This window comes from Bradyrhizobium sp. USDA 4502, from assembly GCF_054063355.1.
In genome coordinates this window covers 4,357,886-4,380,855 of sequence record NZ_JBSSGF010000001.1, presented here as the reverse complement: position 1 = coordinate 4,380,855, position 22,970 = coordinate 4,357,886, and the positions used below count along the sequence as shown (strand labels likewise).

Below are 22,970 nucleotides of genomic sequence, written 5' to 3'. Positions count from 1 at the left end.
GCGGCCTCGTCCGCGGCGCCTTTGTTTTGTGCCTTCATTCACATGTCGCGGCGCCGGAATATCCGGAGGGCCTGCGGGTTGATCTCAGCGGACCATAACAACCATCGGGAGGATTGAGATGAAGATCGTTGCGCATATTGCGGTTCCGGCCTGTCTTGCGTTCGTCGTCGTGGCGGCGCCGCCGGCGGCGGCGCAGACCGCCGACACCAGCTTCTTCCTGACCAGCAACGGCATCGGCAACGGCGGCAATCTCGGCGGGCTCGCCGGCGCCGACAATCATTGCCAGACGCTGGCGCAGGCCGCCGGCTTCGGTGCGCCGAAGACCTGGCGCGCCTATCTCTCGACCCAGGCGGCCGACGGCAAGGCAGCGGAGAATGCGCGCGATCGTATCGGCAAGGGACCGTGGAAGAATGTAAAGGGCGTCGTGGTCGCCAAGGACGTCGCCGACCTGCACAGCGCCGGCAACAATCTCACCAAGCAGACCGCGCTGTCCGAGAAGGGCGAGGTCGTCAACGGTGCCGGCGACACGCCGAACCGCCACGACGTGCTGACGGGGTCGCAAGCAGACGGTACAGCGTTTGCGGCCGGCGAGGACCGCACCTGCAAGAACTGGACAAGCAGCACACAAGGCGCCGCCATGCTCGGGCACTTCGACCGCAAGGGCCTGCGCGACGACGAGCCGTCAAAATCCTGGAACACGTCGCATCCCTCGCGCGGTCCCGACGGCGGCTGCTCGCAGGCTGACCTGAAGAGCACCGGCGGCGACGGCCTGCTGTACTGCTTCGCGGCGAACTGAGAGAGCGCATCTGCTTCGTCATTGCGAGTGCAGCGAAGCAATCCATCCTACCATAGGCCCGGAGCGATGGATTGCTTCGTCGCCTCGCGCCTCGCAATGACGGGATAGCACGATCGCGCTCAGCTCTTCCTGCGCTTGACGGTCTTCTTTGCGGTCCTCTTCGCGGCCTTCTTTTTCTTCGCGGTTTTTTTCTTCGCCGCGAAATAGGCTTCGACCTTCTTCGAGGAATGTCCGACCGCGGCGACCGCGGTCTTGAGCCGGGCAGGGGTCACCTTGAACTTCTTCGACCAGTAGCGGACCTCGTAGGGCTCGCTGATCGCGATCCGCGCGCGGTCGGCGGCCTTGTGGCGCTGCTCCTCGAAATGGGCTTCCACCTTCTTGGCGGAATGCCCGACCTTCTTGACGGCAGCTTTCAGCTTCGCCGGCGTGACCTTGAACTTCTTGGACCAGTACGCAACTTCGTAGGACTCGCTCAACGCGATCAGAGCGCGATCTGCCGCGCCCCGCTTCTTCTTGCTGTCCGCCATAAGATGATCCCTCATCGAAAGATTCGACGTTGGAACCTTAGCAGCCTCTGTGCGGTTCGCACAGGCAGCGGTGCGCGATGGACGATCTGACCGCGGCGTGGCTACGATCGAGGTGAAGCGAAGCGATGCGGCGAAGTTTTCGGAGGTAAGTGCATGCACTATCAACTTTACTACTGGCCGATGATCCAGGGCCGCGGCGAATATGTCCGCCTCGCGCTCGAGGATGCGGGCGCCGGCTACACCGATGTCGCGCGCGCCAAGAGCGGCATGGGTGCCATGACGAAGATGATGGAGGCACACAAGGGCACGCCGCCCTTCGCGCCGCCGTTCCTCAAGGCCGGCAGTCTCGTGATCGGGCAGACCGCCAACATCCTGCTCTATCTCGGCGCGCGCCACGGCCTCGCGCCGAAGGCGGAGGGCGGAAAGCTCTGGGTGCACCAGCTGCAGCTGACGATCGCGGACTTCGTGGTGGAGATCCACGACACCCATCATCCGCTCGGGCCATCGCTGTATTACGAAGACCAGAAGGCTCCGGCGAAGAAGCGCACCGCGGAGTTCTGGGATTCGCGGGTGCCGAAATATCTCGGCTATTTCGAGGATCTCGTGCAAGCCAACCGCGGTGCGTTCGTCACCGGACGCCGGCTGACCTACGCCGACCTCTCGCTGTTCCAGATCGTGGAGGGCCTGCGCTACGCGTTTCCGAAGCGGATGGCGGCGTTCGAGAAGAAGATCCCGCGCCTGATCGCGCTGCGCGATCGCGTCGCCGAGCGGCCGAACATCAAGGCGTATCTGGCGAGCGAGCGGCGGATTCCATTCAACGAAGAGGGCATTTTCCGGCGCTACAAGGCACTGGATTTGTGATCGCCGTCATTCCGGGGCGCGAAGCGAACCCGGAATCTCGCGCCACAATCTCTGGATTCCGGGTTCACGCTCCGCGTGCCCCGGAATGACGGCGTGGAAGGCTACCGGCTCCGCCCATCCACCGGCGTCATCGCGATCCTCGACAGATCGATGCCATCGATGCAGCTGACATTCAGCGCCACGATGTCGGTGCCGTCGGGCTTCTTGCCGCGCGCGAACACGTCGACGCCGCAATCGACGCAAAGCTGATGGCGGATCGCATGGCGGTTGAAGAGATATTCCTTGAGGTTCTCGGCGCCGGCGCGAAGCTGGAAGCTCGACGGCGGCATGAACACGAAGTGCAGGCCCTTCTTGGTGCAGATCGAGCAGTTGCAGGCCGTCACCATGGCCATATCGGTGGTGCATTCGAAGCGGACCTGTCCGCAATGGCAACCGCCGGTGTAGGTCTTGCTCTCTGCCATGATGATCCCTCACCACAGCCCGGGTACGAGGCGGTAGCGCACCCGTGCCGCATAATCGGCGTAGCCTGACAACCCCGTCACCAGCGCGCGCTCCTCGATCCCTGTGCGGATCGCAAACATCACGAAGAACACCGGCACGAAGGCGAGGCCCCACCAGGAGCCGAGCGTCAGCGGCACGCCGATGAAGAACAGCATCACGCTCGTATACATCGGATGGCGGACCAGCGCGTAGGGACCGGTCGAGATGACGTGATGGTCGCGCTCGGTCTGCACCTTCACGACCGGCGCGGCGAACGAGTTGGTGCGGAACACCCACAGGATCGCCACGGTCGAGACCAGATACAGCACAAGGCCGAGCACGATCAGCGGCACGCCGTCATTGACGTCGCCAAAGCGCCGCTCGAGCCCCATCGCGACGAACCACAGCACGGCAACGACCAGGAACACCAGCATGAACCGCTTGTCCTCGGTGGGCTGGCCTTCACGCGCGGTGAGGCGCATGCGCTCGGCCAGCAGCCCGGGATCGACCTTGGCGAGCCACAGCCCGCAGGCCGGGCCGATCACGGCCGAGGCGATCAGATAGGCCCATGCGCCGGGCCAGTGCAGCGTACCTGCGAAGGCAAACAGCAGCACGGCCATGGCGATGACGAAGAAGGTATTCTGCAGAAGGAGCTTTGCGATCATGAGCGGCTCCGCGCGATTCCAGTTGATATTATCGCACCGTTTTCCCGGCAAACATGCGACCGCAGCGATCAACTTTCGGAGCAGGCGAGACGTTCCAGCGTCGCGACTGTCTTGACAATCATATAAGCAATTGCTTATATATTTTCATGCCTGTCGCCACGCAGCTGACCGATGTGTTGAAGACCCTCGCGGACCCGACGCGGCGAGCGGTGTTCGAGCGGATCGCGCGGGAAGGCGAGATCGCCGCGACCGGCCTGGTGCAGGGTTCAAAGGTGTCGCAGCCGGCGGTGTCGCAACATCTGCGCGCGCTGCGCGATGCCGGGCTGGTCGCCGAGCGGCGCGAGGGCCGCCATATCCATTATCGCATCGCGCCGAAGGGGCTCGGTCCGCTGATCGACTGGCTCGGCCACTACGAGACGTTCTGGACCGAGCGCTTCGCAAATCTGGAACGGCTGTTGAAGGAGAGTGAGTGATGGGTGAGACGCACGCGATCACGGTCGAGAAGGTGCTGCCCTACGCGGCCGAGAAGATCTGGCGGACGCTGACGACGAGCGATCGGATCACGAAATGGCTGATGCCGAACGATTTCGTGCCGGCCGTTGGCCATCGCTTCAATTTCCACACCAAGCCGATGGGCGACTGGGACGGTGTCGTGCATTGTGAGGTGCTGGATTGCGATCCGCCGCGCCTGTTGCGCTACTCCTGGAAGGGCGGCGCTGATACCAATCCGGAATACGGCTCGAAGCTCGACACGATCGTCACCTGGACGCTGACGCCGGTCGAGGGCGGCACCCATCTGCGGATGGTGCATGACGGCTTCGTGCTGCCGGGCAACCGCTTCGCCTTCGACATGATGAGCCCGGGATGGGGCCGGGTGCTCGACGCCATCGCGCGCATCACCAGCGAAGGCTGATCACTCGTTGTTGCCGCGGCGAACCGTGATCGAGGCGTCGGTCTTGTTGCGGGTGCATTCGAGGTTGAGGCGGCGATAGCGCATCGTGATGGTGTTGCCGCGCAAGATGCCCATGCGCTTCAGGCAGCGCGAGGTGCCGGTGACGGCGTCGTCCTTCGGCACGGTGAAGATCAGCGCGGTGGCGGAGCCGACCAGGTTGAAGAACTCCGGCTTCATCTTGCGATCGGTCTTGGCGTAGAGCTCGATCGAATAATCCTTGCCGCGGCAGCCGAGCGACAATTCCTTTGCCGCCGGATGCGTGAGGTAGGTGATGTTGGCGGCGCTGAAATTGACCTTCAGTCCGTCGATCTGGCCGGCGAGCTGCTTGGCGATATCAACGCAGGGATCGGCATGCGCAGGCGCTGCGACGAAAACCGTCGCCAGCGCGATCAGCGCGGCCGGCAGAGTGGAGCGGATGCCCAAAGGCAAGCGTCGGCGCAACGATGCTGTCACGAAATACCCCCCGCGGTATGAAAGTACGCGAAGCTACATGCAGGCTCCCGCGGAGCGCGTCAATACGGCCACGTCAGGACGCGCACCTGCCGTCCTGCGCTTTGGAAGCCCCGGCGGCCCGGCGCTCGCAATCATTGCCGTAGGTCTTGCCGTCGCAGCCGCATACGGGCTTGAAGATCTTGTTGCAGATCGTCGGGCGGAACGCGCAGGTGCCGGTCTGGTCGAAGCGGCCGCAGGTCCCGGGCTTGAACTGGCAGAACTGGCCGCGACTGCCGCATTGCAGTCCGGCAAGGCCGCCGCAGGGCCTGCCGAGGCGGGCGGCATCGGCGCCGGTCGGGATCGCGATCAACAAGGCCAGCGCCGCGAACCGGACGAAAAGCGCTGTCTTCATGAAGGTCTCCTGATGGCTTCCTGATGGTTTCCTTGGCCGTTCCGCGGCTTGCCGGCGTTGTGGCAACTTGGGATTACGATGGCATGAAACATAGCACGTGGATTGCCAGTCCCGCGCATGGCTGGAAGGCGGCCCGCTTCCCTTTCCTTTGTCGGAAAAAGGCTTAGAACGGCTCTACATTGCCGGCGGCCCCGCGGCCGGCACCGGCCTTTCGAAACCGACGAGCAGCTCATGAACGCCCCCTCAGCCTTTCCCGACCAGCAAAAGCCTGTTCCGCCCTACAAGCACACGCCTCTGTTCCCGCTTGGTGCCGACACCACGCCCTACAAGAAGGTCACGAGCGAGGGCGTCCGGGTCGAGAAGGTGTTGGGCAAGGACATGCTTGTGGTGTCGCGGGAGGCGCTGCGCGCGCTCTCCGAGGCCGCCTTCGGCGACATCAACCACTATCTGCGGCCGGGTCATCTGAAGCAGCTCCGCTCGATCCTCGAGGACAAGGAAGCCAGCGACAACGACAAGTTCGTCGCCTTCGACTTCCTGAAGAATGCCAACATCGCGGCCGGCGGCGTGCTGCCGATGTGCCAGGACACCGGTACCGCAATCATCATGGGCAAGAAGGGATGCAACGTCATCACCGACGGTGACGACGAGGCTGCGCTGTCCGAAGGCGCGCGCGATGCCTATCTGCGCCGCAATCTGCGCTACTCGCAGGTCGCTCCCTTGTCGATGTACGAGGAGAAGAACACCGCCAACAACATGCCGGCGCAGTGCGAGATCTACGCCGAGGGCGATGATGCCTACAAGTTCATGTTCATGGCCAAGGGCGGCGGAAGCGCCAACAAGAGCTTCCTGTTCCAGGCGACGCCCTCGGTGCTGACCAAGGACCGGCTGCTCGCCTTCCTGAAGGAGAAGGTGCTGACGCTCGGCACCGCGGCGTGTCCCCCGTACCACCTTGCGATCGTGATCGGCGGCACCTCGGCCGAGCTCTGCATGAAGACCGTGAAGCTTGCCTCGGCCCGCTATCTCGACGCGCTGCCGACCCACGGCTCGGCCGACGGCAATGCGTTCCGCGACCTCGAGATGGAGCAGGAAATCCTCAAGATGACGCAAAGCTTGGGGGTGGGCGCGCAGTTCGGCGGCAAGTATTTCTGCCATGACGTGCGCGTGATCCGCATGCCGCGCCACGGCGCCTCGCTGCCGATTGGGCTCGGCGTCTCCTGTTCGGCGGACCGCCAGGTGCTCGGCAAGATCACCAGGGACGGCGTCTATCTCGAGGAGCTCGAGCACAACCCGGCGCAGTATCTGCCTGCGGTGGAGCAGTCGCTTGGCGGTGAGGTCGTCAAGATCGACCTCAACAAGCCGATGAAGGAGATCCTGGCGACGCTGTCGCAATATCCGATCAAGACCCGCGTCTCGATGACCGGCACCATGATCGTGGCGCGCGACTCGGCGCACGCCAAGCTGCGCGAGCGGCTGGAGAAGGGCGAGCCGTTGCCGGATTATTTCAAGAACCATCCGGTCTATTACGCCGGTCCCGCCAAGACGCCCGACGGCTACGCCTCCGGTGCATTCGGCCCGACCACGGCGGGACGCATGGATTCCTTCGTCGACCAGTTCCAGGCGGCCGGCGGCTCGATGGTGATGGTCGCCAAGGGCAACCGCGCGGTCGCGGTGCGCGAGGCCTGCAAGAAGCATGGCGGCTTCTACCTCGGCTCGATCGGCGGCGCCGCGGCGAACCTCGCCGAGCACTGCATCAAGAAGGTCGAGGTGGTCGAGTATCCCGAGCTCGGCATGGAAGCGATCTGGCGCATCGAGGTGGTCGATTTCCCGGCCTTCATCATCATCGACGACAAGGGCAACGACTTCTTCAAGGAATTGAATCTCGGTTGAGGATCGGGGTTGATTGCGGTCGGCCTCGACGGGTTCTCCAAGGGCTGGGTCGCCGTCACCATCGACGGCGACCAGCGTACGATTTCCTTTCACAGCGATATTGCGGACGCGCTTTCGCGTCCGTTCGATCGGGCCGGGATCGATATCCCGATCGGTCTGACCGATAACGGCGAGCGCGATTGCGACCTTCTCGCGCGCGTAAGATTGCGCCCGCACACCTCGCGCGTCTTCACCGGCGCGCGGCGCTGGCTGTGGCAGCAGTTTGACGATCCCGATCTCGCGAATGCGGAAGCACTGCGCCGCGGCCAGACCCGTGTGTCGCGCCAGCTCTGGCATCTCGGCAAGAAGATCATGGAGGTCGACGGGTTCGTGCGCGCGAACGCCACGCGCGATATCCGCGAGGTGCATCCCGAGCTGGTGTTCCTGCAATTGAACGGCGGCGAGCCGTTGCCGCGCAAAAAATCGGAGGAGGGCGATGCGCTGCGCTGCAGGCTGCTGAAGCGATCAGGCTTCCGCGAGATCGATCGCTGGCTCATCGAGGTGCGCATCGGCACCGGCGCGAAGCGCGACGATGTGCTGGATGCGTGTGCAGTGGCGCTGGCTGCGCGCGAACCATGCGGAAGCGTTCCCGAAGCGCCGCCGCGAGACGCGCACGATCTGCCGATGCAGATCTGGTTCTAGCTGCAGTTCGTCACCTGGTTGGAGCACAGGCTGCGCCACCAGCCGCGCACGCCGTCATGGCTCTCCACCAGCGCCCAGTGCCCGCTGCAGGCGAGGATGCGTTTCGGACCATCGTCGGTATCGAACTCACCGCCGAGCTTGCGCAGCGCCGGCGTCCATTTGGCATCGACGAAGGGCGCCTGGAACAGCCCGCCCATCCGGGTGTAGCCGTTGGCGTAGCTCGCGCCGACCTTGTTGGCGGCAACCCATCCGCGTCCGGCATAAGGCTTTGGCGCGTTGCGCGGATAGCGCTTGTCATCTTCATAGGCCTTGCCCGGCGGCATCGCGCCCTCGATCAGGAACCAGCCGTCCTTGAAGCCGATGATACGAAACTCGGTGAGCCAGCCGCCCTCCGGCGTGTTCTCGGCCCCGCCCATCTTGAGATGGTAGGGTGGCGGCAGCTTGCCGAGCACGCGTGCCTTCACCGACGGCTCCGCGCGCACGTTGAGGCCCGCGAGGTCCTTGTCCTCCGACCAGGCGCCGAGGTCGCATGGCTCGGTGCCAGCGGGCAGTGCGTTTCGGTTCGCGTCAAGCTCGGCCTGGCGTGCGGCAAAGTCATTGTCCGACCCGTCGGCATGTCCGGTCGCGATGTCGCCGGGACCGCGCGGCTTCAATTCGGCCGACAGCGCCGTCGTGCCATCCTTGCTTAGGGTCACAACCATCATCTGACGCGGCGCGAAGACGCTTGCCGGCGTCTTCGGGTCGTCTGCGCTCGCGGCATAGACCGCGAGGTAGCCGGTGGTGCCGGCGGTATCCGTGCTGGAAGAGCTGCCCGCAACATATCCGGCCGGCACCAGCGCGACCGCGCTCGCGCGCCACGCCGGTTCGGCTTCGCTTGCTTGCTGTGCGGAAGCCGTCGTGGCTGACAACGCCAGGACGGTAACGGATGCCAGGATGCGCATGCGTGTGCGTGTGCCGCGGTTATGCCCGCGTGCCGGTGAAGGGGAAGCTGCCCATCGGGCCGATGCCCATCTCGCCGGAGATGCCGTCGCCTGCGACCTTGCCGGTGAATTCGAGCGTCAGCGGCATCGGGTTGGTGATGGAAACCTTCCAGGCGACGTCGTCGCCGTTCACGGTGCCGTCGAAGATTTCGGTGGAGTTGCCCTCGGCGCCCTGCGTGCCGGTGAGCGTGCCGCCCGAGCTTGCCAGCGACAGCGTCGCCTTGCGCTCGCCCATCGGCGTCGTCATCGTGAGATTCCAGTTTCCGTCCACCGCCATTGATGTCTCCCCTCCAGGTGAAGCGCCTTCAAGCGAAATGGCTACCGGTTCGCGTGAAGAAAACGCTTGCGCGGGTATAGCCCATCTTGCCGCGCGCGCCTAGTTCGCGGCTTGCTGCGATCAGGCGCGGGCGGCGGCGCGCAGCCGGCTTCCGACCAGGACGCGGAAGGCGACATACTGGATCGCGAAGGCGGCGATCTTGGCGCCGACCAGCACCACCGACACGTAGAACGCCCACAGCTTCATGTCGCCGGTCGCCGCGATCGCAATGGTGCCGGCGGCGAGAATGAACATCAGCCCGGCCCAGGCGTAGCCGGCGAGGGTGGCGTATTCCGGAATTGTCTCGGTCACGATCGGCGGCAGATAGCGCAGCATCCAGCCGCGCTTGAGCATGATCGCGCCGATCGCGATGTGGCCGATGGCCGGCTTCGCCAGCACGAAGCGCGGATCGTTGGTGAAAAGCGTCGCGCCGCCGAGCACGATCACCAGCCCAAGGCTCGCCCAGGTCATGTAGCCGAGCGACTGTCCCTTGACCCGCGCATAGACCACTTGCGCGATTGCGCCCGCGATCGCAACGCCGGTGGCGATCAGGACATTGTCGGTGGCGAAATAGACCACCAGGAAGACGATGGTGGAGAGGAAGTCGCTCGCAAGCCTGGCAAATACGCTCTTCATCGTCGTGGTTTCCGTTTCCTCGGGATGATCGTGGTGATGTCGTTATGGCAGCGTCTAGCGTGAGGGCAGCGCGCCGGCCGGCGGCGTCGCGTCCTTGACCGCGCGATAGTGCGGATACCAGTGGGTAAAGCCGACCGCGGCATTGCGTGCGGCGAAGGCGATCAAGAGGCCGGTCCACAGCGGCAGCGCCGGCACGTATAGCACCGCAACGTTGCCAATCAGCATGAGCAGCATCGCGGCGGTCCAGGCGCCGGTGATCAGGTAGTTGGCATGGAGGAAGCCGGGCAGCTTCGCGGTCTCGGCATCGACCTGCTCCAGCGCATATTGCCGCGTGAAGGGACGGCCGATCATGATCGAGCCGAGCGACACCAGCAGGATGCCGGCATCGACCGCGATCTTCACCGCGGTGTTGCTCGGCGTCGCATCGACGAAGGTGAGGTAGAAGCCGATCGCGGCGAAGATGACGACCGAACCGACGCCGAGGATCTTGATGCTGCGGCCGCGCGCGACATCGAACGCGATCACGGCAAGGCAGATCAGTGCAGCACTGAGCAGGCTCACCGTGGCCGAGGTCACCAGCATCAGCATGGCGAAGGCGCCGTAGGGAGCGAGGATCAGGAAGATCGTCATGGTGAGCCTCATCGGCTTATCTTTACAATGTAAAGATACCCTAACGGTGAGCAACGGAGGCGTCAAGCGAAATCTTTACAGTGTCAAAATCGTGAGGTGGCGGAAAAATAAAAGATTTGCCAATGACATAAAGTGGCGACCGCTCGTTTTCGGTCGGCGGCGGCAAAGACGTGGATGCCCGGGACAAGCCCGGGCACGACGCGTGGAGAGGTTGGCGCACTGACGTCCGGGGTGATCGTTGGCTACTCCGCCCCCACCCAATTGCCGTGGAATCCATCGGGCACGCGGTGGCCGAGATGGACCAGCGCGGTCGGGCCCGCTTCGACATCTTGCGCGTTGAACACGGCGAGGTCGCTGCGGTTTTCGCGGGCGCGCCAGACCACCGCGAGCAGCCAGCCGTCGCCTTCCGCGGCGTCAGCGCCGCGCTCGACGAACACAGGCTCGGAGATCGTATCGCCGGCGGGCAGCAGATAGTGGCCGAGCCGCTTGCCACGGCCGTCGACATGCACGATGCCCGACAGCGCGCCGAACATCGGCAGATCGGGGTTGGCGCAGGCGTACCAGCCGTGATTGCTGGCAAATCCGGCGCGGCGATCGTCGACGCGGGGAAATTCGCCGGTGAGGTCGTCGAGATAGGTTTGCGTGAAGCGGTCGGTGTTGCCGGAGAGGTCAAAGGTCCAGCGACAATAGCGCGCGCGGTTCTTCCGAGGGTCCGTCGGCGAGCCGTCGGGATGATTGAACAGCGGCGCTTCCTCGAACTGCATCACGTCGGCGATGATGCGGTTGCCGTCTTCCCATGCGTTCATCACGTGGAAAACGTAGCAGGTCTCGGCGCGGAACCAGACGATGTCCTTTGACGCGCCGCTGCGCTTCATCACGCCGACATAGGCGCCTTTCTCCGGCTCCCAGGCGTAGGGCGCCTGTCCGCGCATCGCGCGCTGCATGCTGCCGGTGATCGGCAGGATCGGAAACAGCACATGATTCTCGGTGACGATGAAGTCGTGCACCATGCTGGCATAGGGCGCCTCGAAGCGTTCGAACCGCGTCACCACGCCGGACGAGCTCACCGCGCCGAACGACAGCGCCGGCGTCAGCGGGCCCGCGGCGTTGTAGCCGAAGAACACCATTTCGCCGGTCGCCGGATCGATCTTGGGATGCGCGGTGAAGGGGCCGGAGATCGCACCCTTGTAGTCGCAATAGCCGAGGCGATTGAGCGTGCCGGGCTCGATCTCGGTCGGCAGATGGCCTTCCTCCAGCGCGAGCAGCCGGCCGCCATGGAAGATGATGTTGGTGTTGGCGACGCCGCCGTCCGTCGTCGTGGTGGCCGGCGCATCCGGCATCTTGCGGCCGAAGCCGCCGAACAGCGCGCGGCCGGCATCGTGCTCGGCCTGCCATTTCGGCGTACGGACCCAGCGGTTGCGGTAGCTGGCGCGGCCGTTCTCGAGATGGAAGGCGTGCAGCATGCCGTCGCCGACGAACCAGTGCGCACCCGGCGCCTCGAACTGCGGATTGGGGCCGTTGCGATAGAGCGTGCCGTTCAGCTCGCGCGGCAATTCGCCCGAGATCTTCAGGAACGGCGCGTCGGCTTCGAATGGGATCGGCGCCAGATTGGTGCGCGCAGCGTTGGATGTGACCTGGTCGAGCATTCCGCATCTCCCTGCATTATGATCTTTACATCGTAAAGATATCAGTAAGGATGACGCCGCCGATCGTCAAGCAAAATCTTTACAGTGTAAAAATTGCGACCTATAAGGGCCCGATGGCAAGAATCTCCAAAGAAAACAAGGCGACTCGCCCGGCACGGGCTCCGACCCGCCGGGTTGGACGGACTGTGGCAGCTCGTCCGGTCCAACGGCGCCGCGCCAACGACACGCCGTATCATCACGGCGATCTGCATGAGGCACTGTTGAAGGCCGCCGAGCGCGTGCTCGAGCGTGATGGATTGGCGGGGCTGACATTGCGTGCGGTGGCGCGCGAGGCCGGCGTATCGCACGCCGCCCCGACGCATCATTTCGGCGATCTCACCGGTTTGCTCAGCGAACTCGCGGCGATCGGTTTCCGGCAATTTGGCCTCGCGATGGCGGCTGCGGACGCTTCGGCGGCCACGACGCCCGAGAAGGGCGTGGCGAGCGCCAAGGCTTATGTTGCCTATGCGCAGGCACATCCCGGCATGTACGGGCTGATGTTCCGCAGCGAGCGGCTCGATCATTCGCGCCCGTCGCTGCACGAGGCATCCGAGGCTTCGTTCGCAGGGCTGACCCGCGGCGTCGGCGCCAGCCGGCACGAGCAGATTTCCAAGGAGCAGCTTACGCTGGATCAGGCCGCCGCGATCGCGTCGGCCTGGTCGCTGGTGCATGGTTTCACCATGCTGCTGCTCGACGGACGCCTCAAGACGATCCTGGATCGGTCGCCCGAGGGCACATCCGCGGAAACGCTGTTGACCGCAATGCTGCGATTGTCGGCGGGCCGCTCGGCGCGGCAATAACCGGTGCTGCCCGTGGACTAGTGTCCCGAATCCGAAGTTCGCATCATTTGCCGCACCTTCGGAGCGAAGTTCGGATTCGATAAGGACACTAGCAAACTTATGATTCTAGTGTGCTTTATGAATGCGAAGTTCGTGAAAGTGGCTGCCGCGAAATCGCACGAACTTCGCATTCAGCACACTAGCGCCTCACAAGCGACGTGGTCCGGCCGCTCTGTCCGATCGTCTTCACCGTATCCGTGCCGCATTTGAAATCGCGGGCGAAATCGTCGGCGGCCTGCCGCGCCAGCGCGTTGGCGTTGGGATTGGCCGCGACGTCGACAAAGGCGACATGGCAGACATCGCCCGGCGGCAGCCGGGTCACGGCGAGCATTGCCCGCGAGACAGGACCGCCGCGCTTGTCCTGTTCGCTGTTGTCGGCGATCTGCCAGCGCTGGATAATCGCAAACGGCCTGCCGCCGGCTGCACGCCATTCGACCCTGTCGCCGGTCGAACTGAACGGGCCGAACCAGGCCTGCGCGGCCGGTTCCCTGGCGGCTGCCTCGCCGTTTCGGCCCACCGAGACCACTTCACGCAGGTCGCCCTCGTTGATCAGCACCACAAGCCCGGATTTTCCCGGACAGACCCTGGTGGTGCTGCCGTCCTCTTCGCTGGGCTTGCCGATCATGCGGCAGGCCTTCGGCGCGGTCGATGTGTAGCTGCTGCTGATCGTCTCGGAGCCGGCATGACCGGGATTTGCGCTGGCAGCCGCCATAAAGACTGTTGCAAAAGCAAGGTATTTCATCGGGGGAAACCTGCGATCCGGACGTTACTTTGTGTCTGACATATGCAATCTGGGGAAGGTTCAATAGACACGCGGGAAACACCTGACAGGCGCGCGGAATCGTCCTAGAAGGGCGGCTTCGCAACTTCTGTCGCGTGCACCTGCGTGCCGTAACCTCGATCGTCATGCCCACGATATCATCCAACAAGCCCTATCGCGTCGGCCGTTCCCGTACCGGTCTTGGCCTTTTCGCCACCAAGCCGATCAAGAAAGGCACCAAGATCATCCGTTATTTCGGGCCGTTGCTCGACTCGAAGAAGAAGGATGAGGACGAGATCGAGAACAAATATCTGTTCGAGCTCACCAACCGCTGGACCATCGACGGCTCGATCCGCGAAAACGTCGCCCGCTACATCAACCATGCCTGCAGGCCGAACGCGGAATCCGACGTTCGCCCACGCAAGCGCAAGGTGTTCATCCGCGCCATCAAGGACATCGAGCCGGGCGACGAAATCAATTACGACTACGGAACCGACTATTTCAAAGCCTATCTGAAGCCGATCGGCTGCAAGTGCGATGCCTGCGAGAAGAAGCGCAAGAAGAAGCGCGCGGAGGCGAGGGCGGAGCGGGTGCGGCTGAAGGAAAGAGCCGAGCGGAAGGCACAGCGCAAGGCCGAGAAGCTCGCCGAGGAGCGGGCCAGGCAGCGCAAGGCGAAGAAGGCTGCCAAAGCAAACGGCAAGCTCGCCAACGGCACGGCGCTGAACGGCAGTCACCTCAATGGTCACAGCCTGATCAACACGGCGGGCAAGAAGGCTGCCTCGTCGAAGCGCGGCACCGCTCGGGCGCTGAACGCCTGATACCACGTCGCCCGAAAACGCTCTAGCCGCTCGGCCGGTGCGCCGCGCGTGGCAACGGGGAATTGCCGAAATCCAGCGTCGAGCGCTGGATGATCGTGCCGTGCTCGTCGATAACGAGACGGAAACGCTTGCTCCCCGAGAAGAATGTGAGGCGATGGCGCCCCTGATCGGCGTCGAGCCCGCGCTCCGAGCGCGTCGTGATTGCGCCCGAGCGCATCCCGGCCTGCAGCAGCGGAACCGCGATGCCGAGGCCTTCGGCGACGATGTTGGCGTCGACCTCGAACGCGCCGTCCGAGAATGTGATCGTCGTCATGATGCCCTCGCGGGATGGCGGACGGGACGCGGCAGGTAGGCGCATTCGGCGAGCGTCGTTCCGTCGAGCTCGCGCATGAAGGCCTCGCGTGCCGCCGCAAGCTTCGCCTTCAGCCGGCAGCGCGGCAGCAGCAGACAATCTCCGCCATCATCCCTGAAACATTCGACCAGCGCGCTGTCGCCTTCCAGCGCACGGACAACCTGGCCGAGGGTGATGGTCTCCGCCGGCCGTGCCAGCGAAAACCCGCCACCGGCGCCGCGCTGGGTGGCAATGAAGCCGGCGTCGGCAAGGTCGCGCACCACCTTGGCGAGGTGATTGCGGGAAATGTCGAACTCGGCCGCGATCTCGCTGGTCGCAAACGACCGGTCCGGCTCGCCGGCCAGCCGCATCAGGGCGCGGAGCGCAAAATCCGTGAACGATGTCAGGCGCATGGAAGCCCTTCGAAATCAGCACTTGGCGGATCAGCTATAGCAGGCTAAATAGGCATTTGAAATACCTATTTAGGATGTAAGCCATGACAGGAGCAGAGCGCCGCGAGCAGATCACCGCCGGGATTGTCGCGCGGACCGGGATCACCGAGGCCATGATCGAGCAGCTGGTGCACGCCTTCTACGCCAAGGTCCGCAAGGACCCGATGATCGGGCCGGTGTTCGAGACCAGGATCAGCAATTGGGAGCCGCATCTGGCGCAGATGTGCGCGTTCTGGTCCTCGGTCGCGCTGATGACCGGGCGCTATCACGGCACGCCGATGATCAAGCATATGCCACTGCCGATCGACGCCGCGCATTTCGACCGCTGGCTCGAACTGTTCGAAGCGACCGCGGCCGAGCTGTGCCCGCCTGACGCGGCGGCGCATTTCATCGATCGCGCGCGGCGCATCGCCTCGAGCCTCGAGATGGGCGTCGCCAGCGGACAGGGCGTGATGCTGGCGGTCGGCGAGCGTTACAGGCGAAGCGAAGCAGGAGCAGTGCAATGAGGAACAGGGCGAAGGCAATTGCGCGCGCCATCGACGGCGCGTGGTTTCATCAGGATCAGGCCGATCCGTTTTCCGGCAGCAGTCTGGTGCCGATGCTGATCATCGGCCTGGCGCTGACCTTTGCCGGCATGATCGTCGCGGTCGTGCTGAGCTGACGGAAACGGCCGCCGCGTTTGCCGCGACGGCCGCTCGTCACGTCCGGTATTCGATTTACGCCGCGACCGCCTCACCGCTGCGGCGCAGCCCGACATATTGCAGCTCGGCGAAAACGCCGGTGGCGATCGCCTGGGCCAGGATCACGATGGTCCCGAAGAGGTTCGGCGACACCGCGCCCGACAGCAGCAGCGCGATGCTGGCGAGCGTCCAGGCCGCGTTGCCGACGACCACCAGCATCACCAGCGGCTTCGGCACCGACATGCGCGTGCCGAGCCAGCCGACCAGCGCGGTATAAGCGATCAGGAACAGGCCGGTCTCGCGCAGCAGCGCTTCCGGCAGGCCGAGCAGCGATGCCAGCGCGCCGGCGTCGAGCACCATGGCTATGGCGGATACGCCGCTGAAGACGGCGTCGGCAAGCAAGGCGCGGCGCAGCAGCTGGGACGAATGGATCATGGCAGTGTCTCCTCTGGTTGGGATGGGGGTGGTCAGCGGAACTGCGACTGCAGCTGACGCCACAGCCGGAGCGGACACAGCGCCTTGCCGACCCTCATCTCGACCGCATAGACCTGCGCGAAGACGAACACGCCGGTCGCGTGCACGAGCGGCTGCGGCATGTTGAGCGAGCGCGCCAGCAGCCAGGTGGCCAGATGCACCAGCCACGGGAGCAGGACGGCGAGGACGCGGACAAGGGACAGCATCAGCATGGTCATCTCCTGTGTCGTCGAAGATGATCCGGCCGGCGCGCCAATTCGATTACCTCAGGCGTAATGGAACGGGCGAATTCCGCATGGTAGGTTTTGCACCATGAACGCACATGCATCCATGGCGCGGGCCGAGCCCGCCAAACCCGTCCCGATCGGCGAGCACCTGCGCGAGTGGCGGCAGCGCCGTCATCTCAGCCAGCTCGACCTTGCCGTCGATGCCGAGATCTCGGCGCGGCATTTGAGCTTCGTCGAGACCGGCCGCTCGGCGCCGTCGCGCGACATGGTCCTCAAACTGGCGGAGCGCCTCGACGTGCCCCTACGCGAACGCAACGTACTGCTGGTCGCCGCGGGTTTCGCGCCCGCATTCCCGCAACGCTCGCTGGATGATCCGGCGCTGAAATCGGCGCGCGAGGCCATCAACCTGGTGCTGAAGGCGCACGAGCCGAATCCGGCGCTGGCCTATGACCGGCACTGGAATCTGGTCTCCGCCAACCGCATGGTGGCGCCGCTGCTCGAGGGCGTGCCGCAGCGGCTGCTCGGCCAGCCCTTCAACATCCTGCGGCTTGCCTTCCACCCCGAGGGCCTCGCCCCGCGCACCGTGAACCTCGCGGAATGGGCCGCGCATCTTCTGGAGCGGCTGCATCGGCAATGCGAGGCAACGGCCGATCCGGAGCTGCTCAAGCTCTACCAGGACCTGAAGTCCTATCCGATCCCGGCGCGGTCGGCCCCGATCACCACCGACAACAACGTCGCGCTTCCCTTCAAGCTCCGCCTCAATGGCGAGATCCTGAGCTTCATCTCGACCACCATGGTGTTCGGCACGCCGGTCGACATCACGCTGCAGGAACTGGCGCTGGAGACCTTCTTCCCGGCCGATGAGCTGACCGCCGAGCGGATGCGGCAGATGGCAGCCAGTATGAAATAGCGGCTTGTCTTGGGGCGCGTTCGGCCTAACCTTGGGGTTCCATTTTCCGCCGGGAACCCCGCCATGAGCGATCTGAAGCCGCTTCGCCTCGACATCGTCTCCGACGTCGTTTGCCCCTGGTGCTATATCGGCAAGCATCGGATCGAGGATGCGCTCAAGCTGGTGCCCGATGTGCCGGTCGAGGTGCATTGGCGGCCGTTCTTCCTCAACAATTGGGTGCCGCGCGAGGGCATCAGCCGCGAGGAATATCTCACCGCCAAGTTCGGCTCGGTCGATGCCTATAAGGGCATCGCCGGCCGCGTGGTCGCGGCCGCCAATGAGGAGGGGCTCACCTACCATCCCGAGCTCGTCAAGCGGCAGCCCAACACGATCGACTGCCATCGCCTGATCCATTGGGCCGAGGCCAAGGGCAAGGCGGCCGAGATGAAGCAGCGGCTGATGGAGCTGTATTTCCGCGACGGCGGCGATCTCACCGACAGCAACGTGCTGGTGCAGGCGGCAAGCGATGTCGGGCTCGATGCCGACGACGTGCGCAAGCGTCTTGCCACCGACGAGGATGTCGCCCTGGTCTCGGCGCAGGCCCAGGAGGCCGCCGAGAAGGGTATTTCCGGCGTGCCGACCTTCGTGTTCGCGCAGAAATACGCGGTGTCCGGCGCCCAGCCGGCCGAGCAGCTCGCCCGCGCCATCCGCCAGGTCTCGGCCGAGATCAACACAGAGGCTGCGGAGTAGTCCGCAATCCCTATCGAAAGCCCGGCTCATGCCGGGCTTTTTCGTTTGCCCACATCATCCATCGGAAACAATCAGGGGAGACCACCATGATCTATGAGCTGCGCACCTATACGGTCCGTCCAGGCGCCGTCGGCGAGATGGTGAAGGCGGCGAGCACGATCTCGCGCGATATCCGCGCCGACAATTTCGGCAAGCTGGAAGGCTACTGGATCACCGAGATCGGTCCGCTCAATCAGGTCATGCACATGTGGAGCTACGCCGATCTCAACGAGCGGACGCGGCTGCGCGCCGAGCTCGCCAAGAACCCGCGCTGGACCGGCGAGTATATTCCGGTGATCCGTCCGCTGCTGGTGCGGCAGGAGGTGCGGCTGCTCAATGCAATCATCCCGCCGGTGGCGCCGGCGACATCAGGCAACATCTACGAATTCCGCAACTACCGCGCCAAGCCGGTCGGCGGCGCCAAGCAATGGCTCGATCTGATCACCGGCGTGATGCCGGAGCGCGAGAAATACTCCAAGATCGTCGGTCTCTGGACCACCGAAGCCGGGCAGCCCAACGAGGTCTGCCACATCTGGGCCTATCCCGATCTCAACGCCCGCGCCGCCGCACGCGGCAATGCGATGAAGGATCCGGCCTGGCTGGAATTTTTGAGCAAGGGCACGCAGGTGCTCGAGGAGATGCACTCGACCATCATGCTGCCGGCACCGCACTCGCCGTTGCAGTAAGGGCAGGCGCTGGTCGCGCCGCGTTTCCCAATGATGCGCCGAGCGCGAGACAGAGAGGCCGCCGGTTGAGGCGGCCTTTTCGTTTGCCGTCAGGACGTCGCGAGCGCCGGCAAAAAGCCCCATCCGATGTTTCCATCAGATGAGGCTTTCGAAGCAAGGGCGCGCGCCGTCTGAGAACCAGCGCGCCGCAACGCTAGTCGGGCCAGCTGACACCAACCTGACGGCAGCAGTCACTTGTTTCCCGATGTGTCTGCATGCCTACGAAAGGGTAAACCGCATTATTCGGGCTTGCCGCGCCGGCTGCGGATGAAGCGGACGGCGCCGCGCGCCCCTTCGTAGGCGAAGTTGTTCAGGGTCAGCGCGGCGTGAATGGCCGGCACCAGCGGATCGCGGCGCCGCAGCGGCAGCAAGACGTCGCCGATCGCGAAGCGGCCGCGCCAGATCGGGTCGATCATGGGGTGGCCGGGCGCCGCGGTGGAATCGGCCGAATTGATCGCGGGATCGGCGCAGAGATGGCGCGTCAGCTCCAGCGTCAACTGCGTGCCGGGCGAATGTTTCGCAAAGCGCTCGTCGACGCCGATCTTGAAGAAGAAGGCGCGGTCCTGGTGGCGCACCACGATGCCGCCCGCGACCGGCGTGTCGCCCGCATGCAGCGTGATGATCTCGCAGCGGCCGGCTTCGGCCATTGCCGACGTCGCGCGGCGGATGAAGGCCGCATCGCCGGCATGCTGGCTCAGCGCCGTGCCGCGCTTTCCCTTCCAGCCACCGGCTTCGAGGACAAGGAAAGTCTCGAGCGCCGTCGCAACCTCGCGCGGCGTGCAGGCGACATCGAAGCGCACCGCGCCGTGGTCGGACAGGCGATGATGCTGGCGGCGCAGCTCCTTCAGCTTCTTGGGCCCGAGCGCGTCGCGCAACAATTCGTCGGCATCGCGCGTCGCATCCAACTGGGCGCGCTGATAGGCGCTCACTATGCGCGGCTGCAACCCGTCTCGGGCCAGCACCGCGCGGATCGCCGCCATGGCCGGGCCCTCGAGCGACATGGTGCGCAGGATCAGCGCATGCGCGCCCGCATTGCGCGCCTGCCGCAGCATCTTGCCCACCGCTTCCTCGGCGGCGTCGCGGTCGAGCAGCGGCGTGCACAGCGTGCCATAAGGTTCGGCGCCGACCAAAGCGGGCAGGGGAATCCGGTAGATCCGCCGCATCGGAACGACCGGCAACAGCCCGATCAGTTGCCCGGCATCGCCGGCGGCGCTGAGCAGCGCCGCGCCGGTGCGGCCGCGCGCGGAGGCATCGACCGCCAATTCCCAGTCCGCCTGATAGTAGCCATTGGCCTCGATCGCGCGCGCGGCAAGCGCGCGCCATGCATTGAGCGGCGTGGCCGACAACGGCGGCAAGGTGCGATCGTCCGTGGCATCCTTGCGCGATGCACGGTGGATCATTGCCTGGTCAGCAATATCGGCCACGTCCCTGTTTCCCCAGTCCGCGAGGCTGATTGGCCTTGCGTTCGTCAGGGCAACGCTAGTGGAAAGAAATGGAAAATGCCGTTGAGGCCACCGCGCAATTTGAACGGTCGTGTTAACGGGCCGTTCAGCATACCGGTGCGCGGCGGCCCGGCCGGGTCGCCGGCTCAAGCGCTAGGGTTTGGCGCTCCGTTGCGCTTCCGCCGCAACGGTGCTCTCGACCGGTTCGTAAGTCTCCGTCACGCAATTGTCGTCGGCCCCGACCTGCCGGCGATCGAAGATCGAGCCTTCATTGATGAAGACGCGATAGGTCTGCGTCCCCAGCGGCTTGCCGATCACCGATGTCAGTTCGGCGCGCACGCAGGCGGTCCAGCCGGTGCCGCGCGGGTCGTGCAGCGGGGCGGAGACCCGCACATGGGTCGGCTGTGAACCGGCCGTGAACACCGAATCCAGCTTGCCCGCGACCAGCCGTTTGACGTCCGGAGGCATCTCGAGCGGCGCCGGCTCGGCGGCCTTGACCTTCAAGGCCTCCGGCCACACGGCGTGGCTGTCCGCCAGCCCGCAGCCACTCAATATTAAGGCGACGCCGGCCAGCAGCGCCGCCAGATGTACTTGTCCCTGTCCCATTCAGCGCATTTAATGTGCCGCCGTCAGGATTGCGCCCCCTGGTGGCGCTGAATTCGCATCAGGCGGCGCTTTGTCGATCAACAAATGTCGAGCGACAAGTTATCGTTGGGGTAGAGGTATTACCGGATGTTGCTGCGGCGGCGGGGAGACAGACTGACATGAAACGCTTCACGGTTGCTGCCGTCATTCTGGCGCTGCTCGCGACACCCACCCTGGCCCAGGGCCGGCGCGGGGGCGGTGGAGGCGATACGAAGACGGAGCAGAAGCCCAAGGTCGACGAGAAGGCCTACAAGGCCGCGCTCGATCGGATCCCCGAGCCCAAGGAGAAATACGATCCCTGGGGTGTCACCAAGCCGGCAGCGGATCCGGCCAAGAAGCCGAAATAGCCGGCCTCACCAGGTCTCGGCGGCCATTCGACATTCGACCGGCGTCGGTCGGCAGCACATTTGCCGCAAGGCATGAACCTTGGCCTGACGGCCTCCGACCCATCTTCGATGTCATTGTCGGAGGTCGCCATGCTTCGCCGTTCGCTCCTCAGCCTGATCGTTCCGGCAGCGATCCTGCTCGGCGCCGTGCCGGCGTCGGCGGAAAACCGGCTGGCGCTGGTGATCGGGCAGTCGGCCTACAAGTCGGTGCCCGCGCTGCCGAATCCGGCCAACGACGCCAAGGCTGTGTCGCAAATGCTGACCGATGCCGGATTTGCGGTGACGGCCGCATCGGACCTGTCGCAGGACGAGATGCGCGCACGGCTCAGCGATTTCGCTGGCCAGGTGGCGGCGAAAGGCGCCGATACCGTGGCGCTGGTGTTCTATGCCGGGCATGGCCTGCAGATCGACGGCGAGAACTATCTGGTGCCGGTCGATGTCGATCCGAAGCGCGAGGCTGATATCCCGATCCAGGCGGTTCGGCTCAACGACGTCCTGAATACGCTCACCTCAGTTCCGAGTCGGATGCGCATCGTGCTGCTCGATGCCTGCCGCAACAATCCATTCCCGGAACTCAGCAAGACCGCGGGGCATGGGCTCGCCATCGTCGATGCCAGGGTCGGCGCGCCCGGCACGTTTGTCTCGTTCTCGACCTCGCCGGGAGCGGAAGCCGAGGACGGCAGCGGCGCCAACAGCCCCTACACCACCGCGTTGCTGGCCTCGGCCAAGGAGCCGGGTATCCCGATCGAGGACACCTTCAAGCGCGTTCGCCTGGCGGTGAACAAGGCAACTGACGGCCGCCAGACGCCGTGGGACTCGTCCTCGCTCACCGACGACTTCCGTTTCATGGCGGGTGCTGCGGCGTCGCCCGCAGTGACGCCGCCGCCGGCCGCGGCCAAACGCACCGTCGACGAATGGAAGCGCGAATTGCAGGGCAAGCCGATCGAGGCCGCGAATGAACTGATGGTGATCGATGGCTCCGACGAATCCTATGAGGCCTTCGCCGCGATCTTCGCCGGCACGCCGCGCGGCCTGCAGGCGCGCGACTGGCTCGACCGGCATCGCCGCATGCTAGCGTGGAATAACGCGATCCTCATCAACACGGCGGCGGCCTATCGCGGCTTCCTCGCGCAATATCCTGACACCGACCTGACAGCGACCGCGCGCAAGATGATCGAACGGCTGCGCTACCGTCCCGATCCGGCGCCCGCCGTCGCGCTCAGCGTGCCCGCGACCAGCGTCGCGCTGGCGGCACCGACCTGTCCCTGCAACGCGGCGCCGCCGCAACAGCCGCTGCAGCAGAGGGCCAACGTGCCGGTGAAAAAGCGTGCCGATCCCGATCCGCCGCGGCGCGCGGGCAAGCGCCCGCAGCGCGTCGTCGTTGAGGACGACGTCGTGGTGGTGCGCCGTCCGCCTCCAACCGTGGTCTACGAGCCTGCCGGACCGCCGATCGGAATCGGAATCGGGATCGGCATCGGCGGCGGCGGTGGTGGTTATCGCGGTAACTACGGCGGCGGCTATCGCCGGGGTGGATACTGACGCGACGATCGCGTAAATGCTTTCCCGCATGAGA

The 22,970-nt window shown here is 64.9% G+C and carries 32 protein-coding genes; 15 read left to right on the top strand and 17 right to left on the bottom strand.

Annotated elements, in window-relative coordinates:
• Nucleotides 1-118 precede the first annotated feature (118 nt).
• Nucleotides 119-796, top strand: a complete 678-nt coding sequence (locus ACVW1B_RS20435; RefSeq protein WP_076825625.1) for a lectin — start codon at nucleotides 119-121, stop codon at nucleotides 794-796.
• A 119-nt stretch (nucleotides 797-915) separates the two neighbouring features.
• Here ACVW1B_RS20435 and ACVW1B_RS20430 read toward each other — a convergent pair whose 3' ends face one another.
• A complete protein-coding gene (locus ACVW1B_RS20430) occupies nucleotides 916-1,323 on the bottom strand; it encodes a DUF3606 domain-containing protein (RefSeq protein WP_456822093.1) in 408 nt (135 codons plus the stop codon).
• A 153-nt stretch (nucleotides 1,324-1,476) separates the two neighbouring features.
• On the opposite strand from ACVW1B_RS20430, the gene ACVW1B_RS20425 reads away from it, so the two are divergent.
• Nucleotides 1,477-2,184 carry a glutathione S-transferase gene (locus ACVW1B_RS20425; RefSeq protein ID WP_253607886.1) on the top strand — a complete coding sequence of 236 codons (708 nt, stop codon included), beginning with the start codon at nucleotides 1,477-1,479 and terminating at the stop codon, nucleotides 2,182-2,184.
• A gap of 101 nt (nucleotides 2,185-2,285) precedes the next feature.
• Here ACVW1B_RS20425 and ACVW1B_RS20420 read toward each other — a convergent pair whose 3' ends face one another.
• Together ACVW1B_RS20420 and ACVW1B_RS20415 are read right to left on the bottom strand one after the other, a co-directional pair.
• Entirely contained in the window at nucleotides 2,286-2,645 is a 360-nt protein-coding gene (locus tag ACVW1B_RS20420) for a GFA family protein (RefSeq protein ID WP_253607887.1), read from the bottom strand.
• Nucleotides 2,646-2,654: 9 nt separating this feature from the next.
• Nucleotides 2,655-3,329: a methyltransferase family protein gene (locus ACVW1B_RS20415; RefSeq protein WP_253607888.1), complete on the bottom strand. Its 675-nt coding sequence runs from the start codon at nucleotides 3,327-3,329 to the stop codon at nucleotides 2,655-2,657.
• A gap of 146 nt (nucleotides 3,330-3,475) precedes the next feature.
• Between ACVW1B_RS20415 and ACVW1B_RS20410 the strand changes: the two genes are divergently transcribed.
• Nucleotides 3,476-3,802: an ArsR/SmtB family transcription factor gene (locus ACVW1B_RS20410; RefSeq protein WP_253607889.1), complete on the top strand. Its 327-nt coding sequence runs from the start codon at nucleotides 3,476-3,478 to the stop codon at nucleotides 3,800-3,802.
• Nucleotides 3,802-4,242: an SRPBCC family protein gene (locus ACVW1B_RS20405; protein ID WP_225647937.1), complete on the top strand. Its 441-nt coding sequence runs from the start codon at nucleotides 3,802-3,804 to the stop codon at nucleotides 4,240-4,242. The genes ACVW1B_RS20410 and ACVW1B_RS20405 overlap by 1 nt, the downstream gene beginning before the upstream one ends.
• Here ACVW1B_RS20405 and ACVW1B_RS20400 read toward each other — a convergent pair whose 3' ends face one another.
• Together ACVW1B_RS20400 and ACVW1B_RS20395 are read right to left on the bottom strand one after the other, a co-directional pair.
• The gene (locus ACVW1B_RS20400; RefSeq protein ID WP_225164254.1) at nucleotides 4,243-4,704 is read right to left on the bottom strand and encodes a hypothetical protein; all 462 of its coding nucleotides are present in this window, start codon (nucleotides 4,702-4,704) and stop codon (nucleotides 4,243-4,245) included. It lies immediately after the preceding gene.
• Nucleotides 4,705-4,807: 103 nt separating this feature from the next.
• A complete protein-coding gene (locus ACVW1B_RS20395) occupies nucleotides 4,808-5,125 on the bottom strand; it encodes a Kazal-type serine protease inhibitor family protein (RefSeq protein WP_253607890.1) in 318 nt (105 codons plus the stop codon).
• 231 nt (nucleotides 5,126-5,356) lie between these two features.
• On the opposite strand from ACVW1B_RS20395, the gene ACVW1B_RS20390 reads away from it, so the two are divergent.
• Both ACVW1B_RS20390 and ACVW1B_RS20385 read left to right on the top strand, forming a co-directional pair.
• Complete coding sequence (locus tag ACVW1B_RS20390) at nucleotides 5,357-7,012, top strand: fumarate hydratase (RefSeq protein ID WP_038386003.1); 1,656 nt, start codon at nucleotides 5,357-5,359, stop codon at nucleotides 7,010-7,012.
• Between the two features lie 9 nt (nucleotides 7,013-7,021).
• On the top strand, nucleotides 7,022-7,693 hold the full coding sequence (locus ACVW1B_RS20385) for a DUF429 domain-containing protein (protein ID WP_253607891.1): 672 nt from the start codon (nucleotides 7,022-7,024) through the stop codon (nucleotides 7,691-7,693).
• On the opposite strand, the gene ACVW1B_RS20380 is transcribed toward ACVW1B_RS20385, so the two are convergent.
• The 5 genes from ACVW1B_RS20380 to ACVW1B_RS20360 all read right to left on the bottom strand — a co-directional run bounded on the left by ACVW1B_RS20380 (nucleotide 7,690) and on the right by ACVW1B_RS20360 (nucleotide 11,901).
• Nucleotides 7,690-8,634 (bottom strand): SH3 domain-containing protein, encoded by a 945-nt coding sequence (locus ACVW1B_RS20380; RefSeq protein WP_456780242.1) that lies wholly within the window; start codon nucleotides 8,632-8,634, stop codon nucleotides 7,690-7,692. The genes ACVW1B_RS20385 and ACVW1B_RS20380 overlap by 4 nt on opposite strands.
• A gap of 19 nt (nucleotides 8,635-8,653) precedes the next feature.
• Entirely contained in the window at nucleotides 8,654-8,950 is a 297-nt protein-coding gene (locus tag ACVW1B_RS20375) for a hypothetical protein (protein ID WP_021077922.1), read from the bottom strand.
• 120 nt (nucleotides 8,951-9,070) lie between these two features.
• Nucleotides 9,071-9,625: an inner membrane-spanning protein YciB gene (locus ACVW1B_RS20370; RefSeq protein WP_028337137.1), complete on the bottom strand. Its 555-nt coding sequence runs from the start codon at nucleotides 9,623-9,625 to the stop codon at nucleotides 9,071-9,073.
• Nucleotides 9,626-9,679: 54 nt separating this feature from the next.
• Nucleotides 9,680-10,255, bottom strand: a complete 576-nt coding sequence (locus ACVW1B_RS20365; RefSeq protein ID WP_253609959.1) for a hypothetical protein — start codon at nucleotides 10,253-10,255, stop codon at nucleotides 9,680-9,682.
• A 242-nt stretch (nucleotides 10,256-10,497) separates the two neighbouring features.
• Nucleotides 10,498-11,901 carry a carotenoid oxygenase family protein gene (locus tag ACVW1B_RS20360; protein WP_253607893.1) on the bottom strand — a complete coding sequence of 468 codons (1,404 nt, stop codon included), beginning with the start codon at nucleotides 11,899-11,901 and terminating at the stop codon, nucleotides 10,498-10,500.
• Nucleotides 11,902-12,014: 113 nt separating this feature from the next.
• Between ACVW1B_RS20360 and ACVW1B_RS20355 the strand changes: the two genes are divergently transcribed.
• Nucleotides 12,015-12,740: a TetR/AcrR family transcriptional regulator gene (locus ACVW1B_RS20355; RefSeq protein WP_253607894.1), complete on the top strand. Its 726-nt coding sequence runs from the start codon at nucleotides 12,015-12,017 to the stop codon at nucleotides 12,738-12,740.
• A gap of 178 nt (nucleotides 12,741-12,918) precedes the next feature.
• On the opposite strand, the gene ACVW1B_RS20350 is transcribed toward ACVW1B_RS20355, so the two are convergent.
• The gene (locus ACVW1B_RS20350) at nucleotides 12,919-13,491 is read right to left on the bottom strand and encodes a hypothetical protein (protein ID WP_375167141.1); all 573 of its coding nucleotides are present in this window, start codon (nucleotides 13,489-13,491) and stop codon (nucleotides 12,919-12,921) included.
• A 194-nt stretch (nucleotides 13,492-13,685) separates the two neighbouring features.
• Between ACVW1B_RS20350 and ACVW1B_RS20345 the strand changes: the two genes are divergently transcribed.
• Nucleotides 13,686-14,357 carry an SET domain-containing protein gene (locus ACVW1B_RS20345; RefSeq protein WP_456780246.1) on the top strand — a complete coding sequence of 224 codons (672 nt, stop codon included), beginning with the start codon at nucleotides 13,686-13,688 and terminating at the stop codon, nucleotides 14,355-14,357.
• A 22-nt stretch (nucleotides 14,358-14,379) separates the two neighbouring features.
• Here ACVW1B_RS20345 and ACVW1B_RS20340 read toward each other — a convergent pair whose 3' ends face one another.
• On the bottom strand, nucleotides 14,380-14,670 hold the full coding sequence (locus ACVW1B_RS20340) for a DUF6522 family protein (protein WP_057018349.1): 291 nt from the start codon (nucleotides 14,668-14,670) through the stop codon (nucleotides 14,380-14,382).
• Nucleotides 14,667-15,101: an RrF2 family transcriptional regulator gene (locus ACVW1B_RS20335; protein ID WP_057018350.1), complete on the bottom strand. Its 435-nt coding sequence runs from the start codon at nucleotides 15,099-15,101 to the stop codon at nucleotides 14,667-14,669. Before ACVW1B_RS20335 ends, ACVW1B_RS20340 begins: the two co-directional genes overlap by 4 nt.
• Nucleotides 15,102-15,184: 83 nt before the next feature.
• Between ACVW1B_RS20335 and ACVW1B_RS20330 the strand changes: the two genes are divergently transcribed.
• Complete coding sequence (locus ACVW1B_RS20330) at nucleotides 15,185-15,646, top strand: group III truncated hemoglobin (RefSeq protein WP_253607897.1); 462 nt, start codon at nucleotides 15,185-15,187, stop codon at nucleotides 15,644-15,646.
• On the top strand, nucleotides 15,643-15,801 hold the full coding sequence (locus tag ACVW1B_RS20325) for a hypothetical protein (RefSeq protein ID WP_016844794.1): 159 nt from the start codon (nucleotides 15,643-15,645) through the stop codon (nucleotides 15,799-15,801). Before ACVW1B_RS20330 ends, ACVW1B_RS20325 begins: the two co-directional genes overlap by 4 nt.
• Nucleotides 15,802-15,856: 55 nt before the next feature.
• On the opposite strand, the gene ACVW1B_RS20320 is transcribed toward ACVW1B_RS20325, so the two are convergent.
• Nucleotides 15,857-16,255, bottom strand: a complete 399-nt coding sequence (locus tag ACVW1B_RS20320; RefSeq protein ID WP_157343192.1) for a hypothetical protein — start codon at nucleotides 16,253-16,255, stop codon at nucleotides 15,857-15,859.
• 32 nt (nucleotides 16,256-16,287) lie between these two features.
• Nucleotides 16,288-16,512 (bottom strand): hypothetical protein, encoded by a 225-nt coding sequence (locus tag ACVW1B_RS20315; RefSeq protein ID WP_253607898.1) that lies wholly within the window; start codon nucleotides 16,510-16,512, stop codon nucleotides 16,288-16,290.
• 94 nt (nucleotides 16,513-16,606) lie between these two features.
• Between ACVW1B_RS20315 and ACVW1B_RS20310 the strand changes: the two genes are divergently transcribed.
• The 3 genes from ACVW1B_RS20310 to ACVW1B_RS20300 all read left to right on the top strand — a co-directional run bounded on the left by ACVW1B_RS20310 (nucleotide 16,607) and on the right by ACVW1B_RS20300 (nucleotide 18,885).
• The gene (locus tag ACVW1B_RS20310; protein ID WP_038385984.1) at nucleotides 16,607-17,431 is read left to right on the top strand and encodes a helix-turn-helix domain-containing protein; all 825 of its coding nucleotides are present in this window, start codon (nucleotides 16,607-16,609) and stop codon (nucleotides 17,429-17,431) included.
• 63 nt (nucleotides 17,432-17,494) lie between these two features.
• On the top strand, nucleotides 17,495-18,160 hold the full coding sequence (locus ACVW1B_RS20305; RefSeq protein ID WP_253607899.1) for a DsbA family oxidoreductase: 666 nt from the start codon (nucleotides 17,495-17,497) through the stop codon (nucleotides 18,158-18,160).
• Between the two features lie 86 nt (nucleotides 18,161-18,246).
• Nucleotides 18,247-18,885 (top strand): NIPSNAP family protein, encoded by a 639-nt coding sequence (locus tag ACVW1B_RS20300; RefSeq protein WP_168854961.1) that lies wholly within the window; start codon nucleotides 18,247-18,249, stop codon nucleotides 18,883-18,885.
• A gap of 278 nt (nucleotides 18,886-19,163) precedes the next feature.
• Here the strand turns inward: ACVW1B_RS20300 and ACVW1B_RS20295 are convergent, their stop codons facing one another.
• Both ACVW1B_RS20295 and ACVW1B_RS20290 read right to left on the bottom strand, forming a co-directional pair.
• Nucleotides 19,164-20,348, bottom strand: coding sequence for a GNAT family N-acetyltransferase (locus tag ACVW1B_RS20295; RefSeq protein WP_253607900.1), 1,185 nt, complete (start codon nucleotides 20,346-20,348; stop codon nucleotides 19,164-19,166).
• Between the two features lie 171 nt (nucleotides 20,349-20,519).
• A complete protein-coding gene (locus ACVW1B_RS20290; RefSeq protein WP_253607901.1) occupies nucleotides 20,520-20,972 on the bottom strand; it encodes a hypothetical protein in 453 nt (150 codons plus the stop codon).
• Between the two features lie 158 nt (nucleotides 20,973-21,130).
• On the opposite strand from ACVW1B_RS20290, the gene ACVW1B_RS20285 reads away from it, so the two are divergent.
• Nucleotides 21,131-21,358, top strand: coding sequence for a hypothetical protein (locus tag ACVW1B_RS20285; RefSeq protein ID WP_016848541.1), 228 nt, complete (start codon nucleotides 21,131-21,133; stop codon nucleotides 21,356-21,358).
• Between the two features lie 129 nt (nucleotides 21,359-21,487).
• Nucleotides 21,488-22,936, top strand: coding sequence for a caspase family protein (locus ACVW1B_RS20280; RefSeq protein WP_253607902.1), 1,449 nt, complete (start codon nucleotides 21,488-21,490; stop codon nucleotides 22,934-22,936).
• Nucleotides 22,937-22,970: the final 34 nt, after the last annotated feature.

Bases quoted from the DNA above. Each gene is read 5' to 3' on its own strand.
- ACVW1B_RS20365 (WP_253609959.1), bottom strand. From the start codon at position 10,255: ATGACGATCTTCCTGATCCTCGCTCCCTACGGCGCCTTCGCCATGCTG.
- ACVW1B_RS20280 (WP_253607902.1), top strand. From the start codon at position 21,488: ATGCTTCGCCGTTCGCTCCTCAGCCTGATCGTTCCGGCAGCGATCCTG.
- ACVW1B_RS20435 (WP_076825625.1), top strand. From the start codon at position 119: ATGAAGATCGTTGCGCATATTGCGGTTCCGGCCTGTCTTGCGTTCGTC.
- ACVW1B_RS20395 (WP_253607890.1), bottom strand. From the start codon at position 5,125: ATGAAGACAGCGCTTTTCGTCCGGTTCGCGGCGCTGGCCTTGTTGATC.
- ACVW1B_RS20325 (WP_016844794.1), top strand. From the start codon at position 15,643: ATGAGGAACAGGGCGAAGGCAATTGCGCGCGCCATCGACGGCGCGTGG.
- ACVW1B_RS20370 (WP_028337137.1), bottom strand. From the start codon at position 9,625: ATGAAGAGCGTATTTGCCAGGCTTGCGAGCGACTTCCTCTCCACCATC.
- ACVW1B_RS20315 (WP_253607898.1), bottom strand. From the start codon at position 16,512: ATGACCATGCTGATGCTGTCCCTTGTCCGCGTCCTCGCCGTCCTGCTC.
- ACVW1B_RS20285 (WP_016848541.1), top strand. From the start codon at position 21,131: ATGAAACGCTTCACGGTTGCTGCCGTCATTCTGGCGCTGCTCGCGACA.
- ACVW1B_RS20305 (WP_253607899.1), top strand. From the start codon at position 17,495: ATGAGCGATCTGAAGCCGCTTCGCCTCGACATCGTCTCCGACGTCGTT.
- ACVW1B_RS20330 (WP_253607897.1), top strand. From the start codon at position 15,185: ATGACAGGAGCAGAGCGCCGCGAGCAGATCACCGCCGGGATTGTCGCG.
- ACVW1B_RS20300 (WP_168854961.1), top strand. From the start codon at position 18,247: ATGATCTATGAGCTGCGCACCTATACGGTCCGTCCAGGCGCCGTCGGC.
- ACVW1B_RS20350 (WP_375167141.1), bottom strand. From the start codon at position 13,491: ATGGCGGCTGCCAGCGCAAATCCCGGTCATGCCGGCTCCGAGACGATC.
- ACVW1B_RS20405 (WP_225647937.1), top strand. From the start codon at position 3,802: ATGGGTGAGACGCACGCGATCACGGTCGAGAAGGTGCTGCCCTACGCG.
- ACVW1B_RS20410 (WP_253607889.1), top strand. From the start codon at position 3,476: ATGCCTGTCGCCACGCAGCTGACCGATGTGTTGAAGACCCTCGCGGAC.
- ACVW1B_RS20380 (WP_456780242.1), bottom strand. From the start codon at position 8,634: ATGCGCATCCTGGCATCCGTTACCGTCCTGGCGTTGTCAGCCACGACG.
- ACVW1B_RS20290 (WP_253607901.1), bottom strand. From the start codon at position 20,972: ATGGGACAGGGACAAGTACATCTGGCGGCGCTGCTGGCCGGCGTCGCC.
- ACVW1B_RS20390 (WP_038386003.1), top strand. From the start codon at position 5,357: ATGAACGCCCCCTCAGCCTTTCCCGACCAGCAAAAGCCTGTTCCGCCC.
- ACVW1B_RS20425 (WP_253607886.1), top strand. From the start codon at position 1,477: ATGCACTATCAACTTTACTACTGGCCGATGATCCAGGGCCGCGGCGAA.
- ACVW1B_RS20340 (WP_057018349.1), bottom strand. From the start codon at position 14,670: ATGACGACGATCACATTCTCGGACGGCGCGTTCGAGGTCGACGCCAAC.
- ACVW1B_RS20415 (WP_253607888.1), bottom strand. From the start codon at position 3,329: ATGATCGCAAAGCTCCTTCTGCAGAATACCTTCTTCGTCATCGCCATG.
- ACVW1B_RS20355 (WP_253607894.1), top strand. From the start codon at position 12,015: ATGGCAAGAATCTCCAAAGAAAACAAGGCGACTCGCCCGGCACGGGCT.
- ACVW1B_RS20420 (WP_253607887.1), bottom strand. From the start codon at position 2,645: ATGGCAGAGAGCAAGACCTACACCGGCGGTTGCCATTGCGGACAGGTC.
- ACVW1B_RS20430 (WP_456822093.1), bottom strand. From the start codon at position 1,323: ATGGCGGACAGCAAGAAGAAGCGGGGCGCGGCAGATCGCGCTCTGATC.
- ACVW1B_RS20310 (WP_038385984.1), top strand. From the start codon at position 16,607: ATGAACGCACATGCATCCATGGCGCGGGCCGAGCCCGCCAAACCCGTC.
- ACVW1B_RS20360 (WP_253607893.1), bottom strand. From the start codon at position 11,901: ATGCTCGACCAGGTCACATCCAACGCTGCGCGCACCAATCTGGCGCCG.
- ACVW1B_RS20320 (WP_157343192.1), bottom strand. From the start codon at position 16,255: ATGATCCATTCGTCCCAGCTGCTGCGCCGCGCCTTGCTTGCCGACGCC.
- ACVW1B_RS20375 (WP_021077922.1), bottom strand. From the start codon at position 8,950: ATGGCGGTGGACGGAAACTGGAATCTCACGATGACGACGCCGATGGGC.
- ACVW1B_RS20335 (WP_057018350.1), bottom strand. From the start codon at position 15,101: ATGCGCCTGACATCGTTCACGGATTTTGCGCTCCGCGCCCTGATGCGG.
- ACVW1B_RS20345 (WP_456780246.1), top strand. From the start codon at position 13,686: ATGCCCACGATATCATCCAACAAGCCCTATCGCGTCGGCCGTTCCCGT.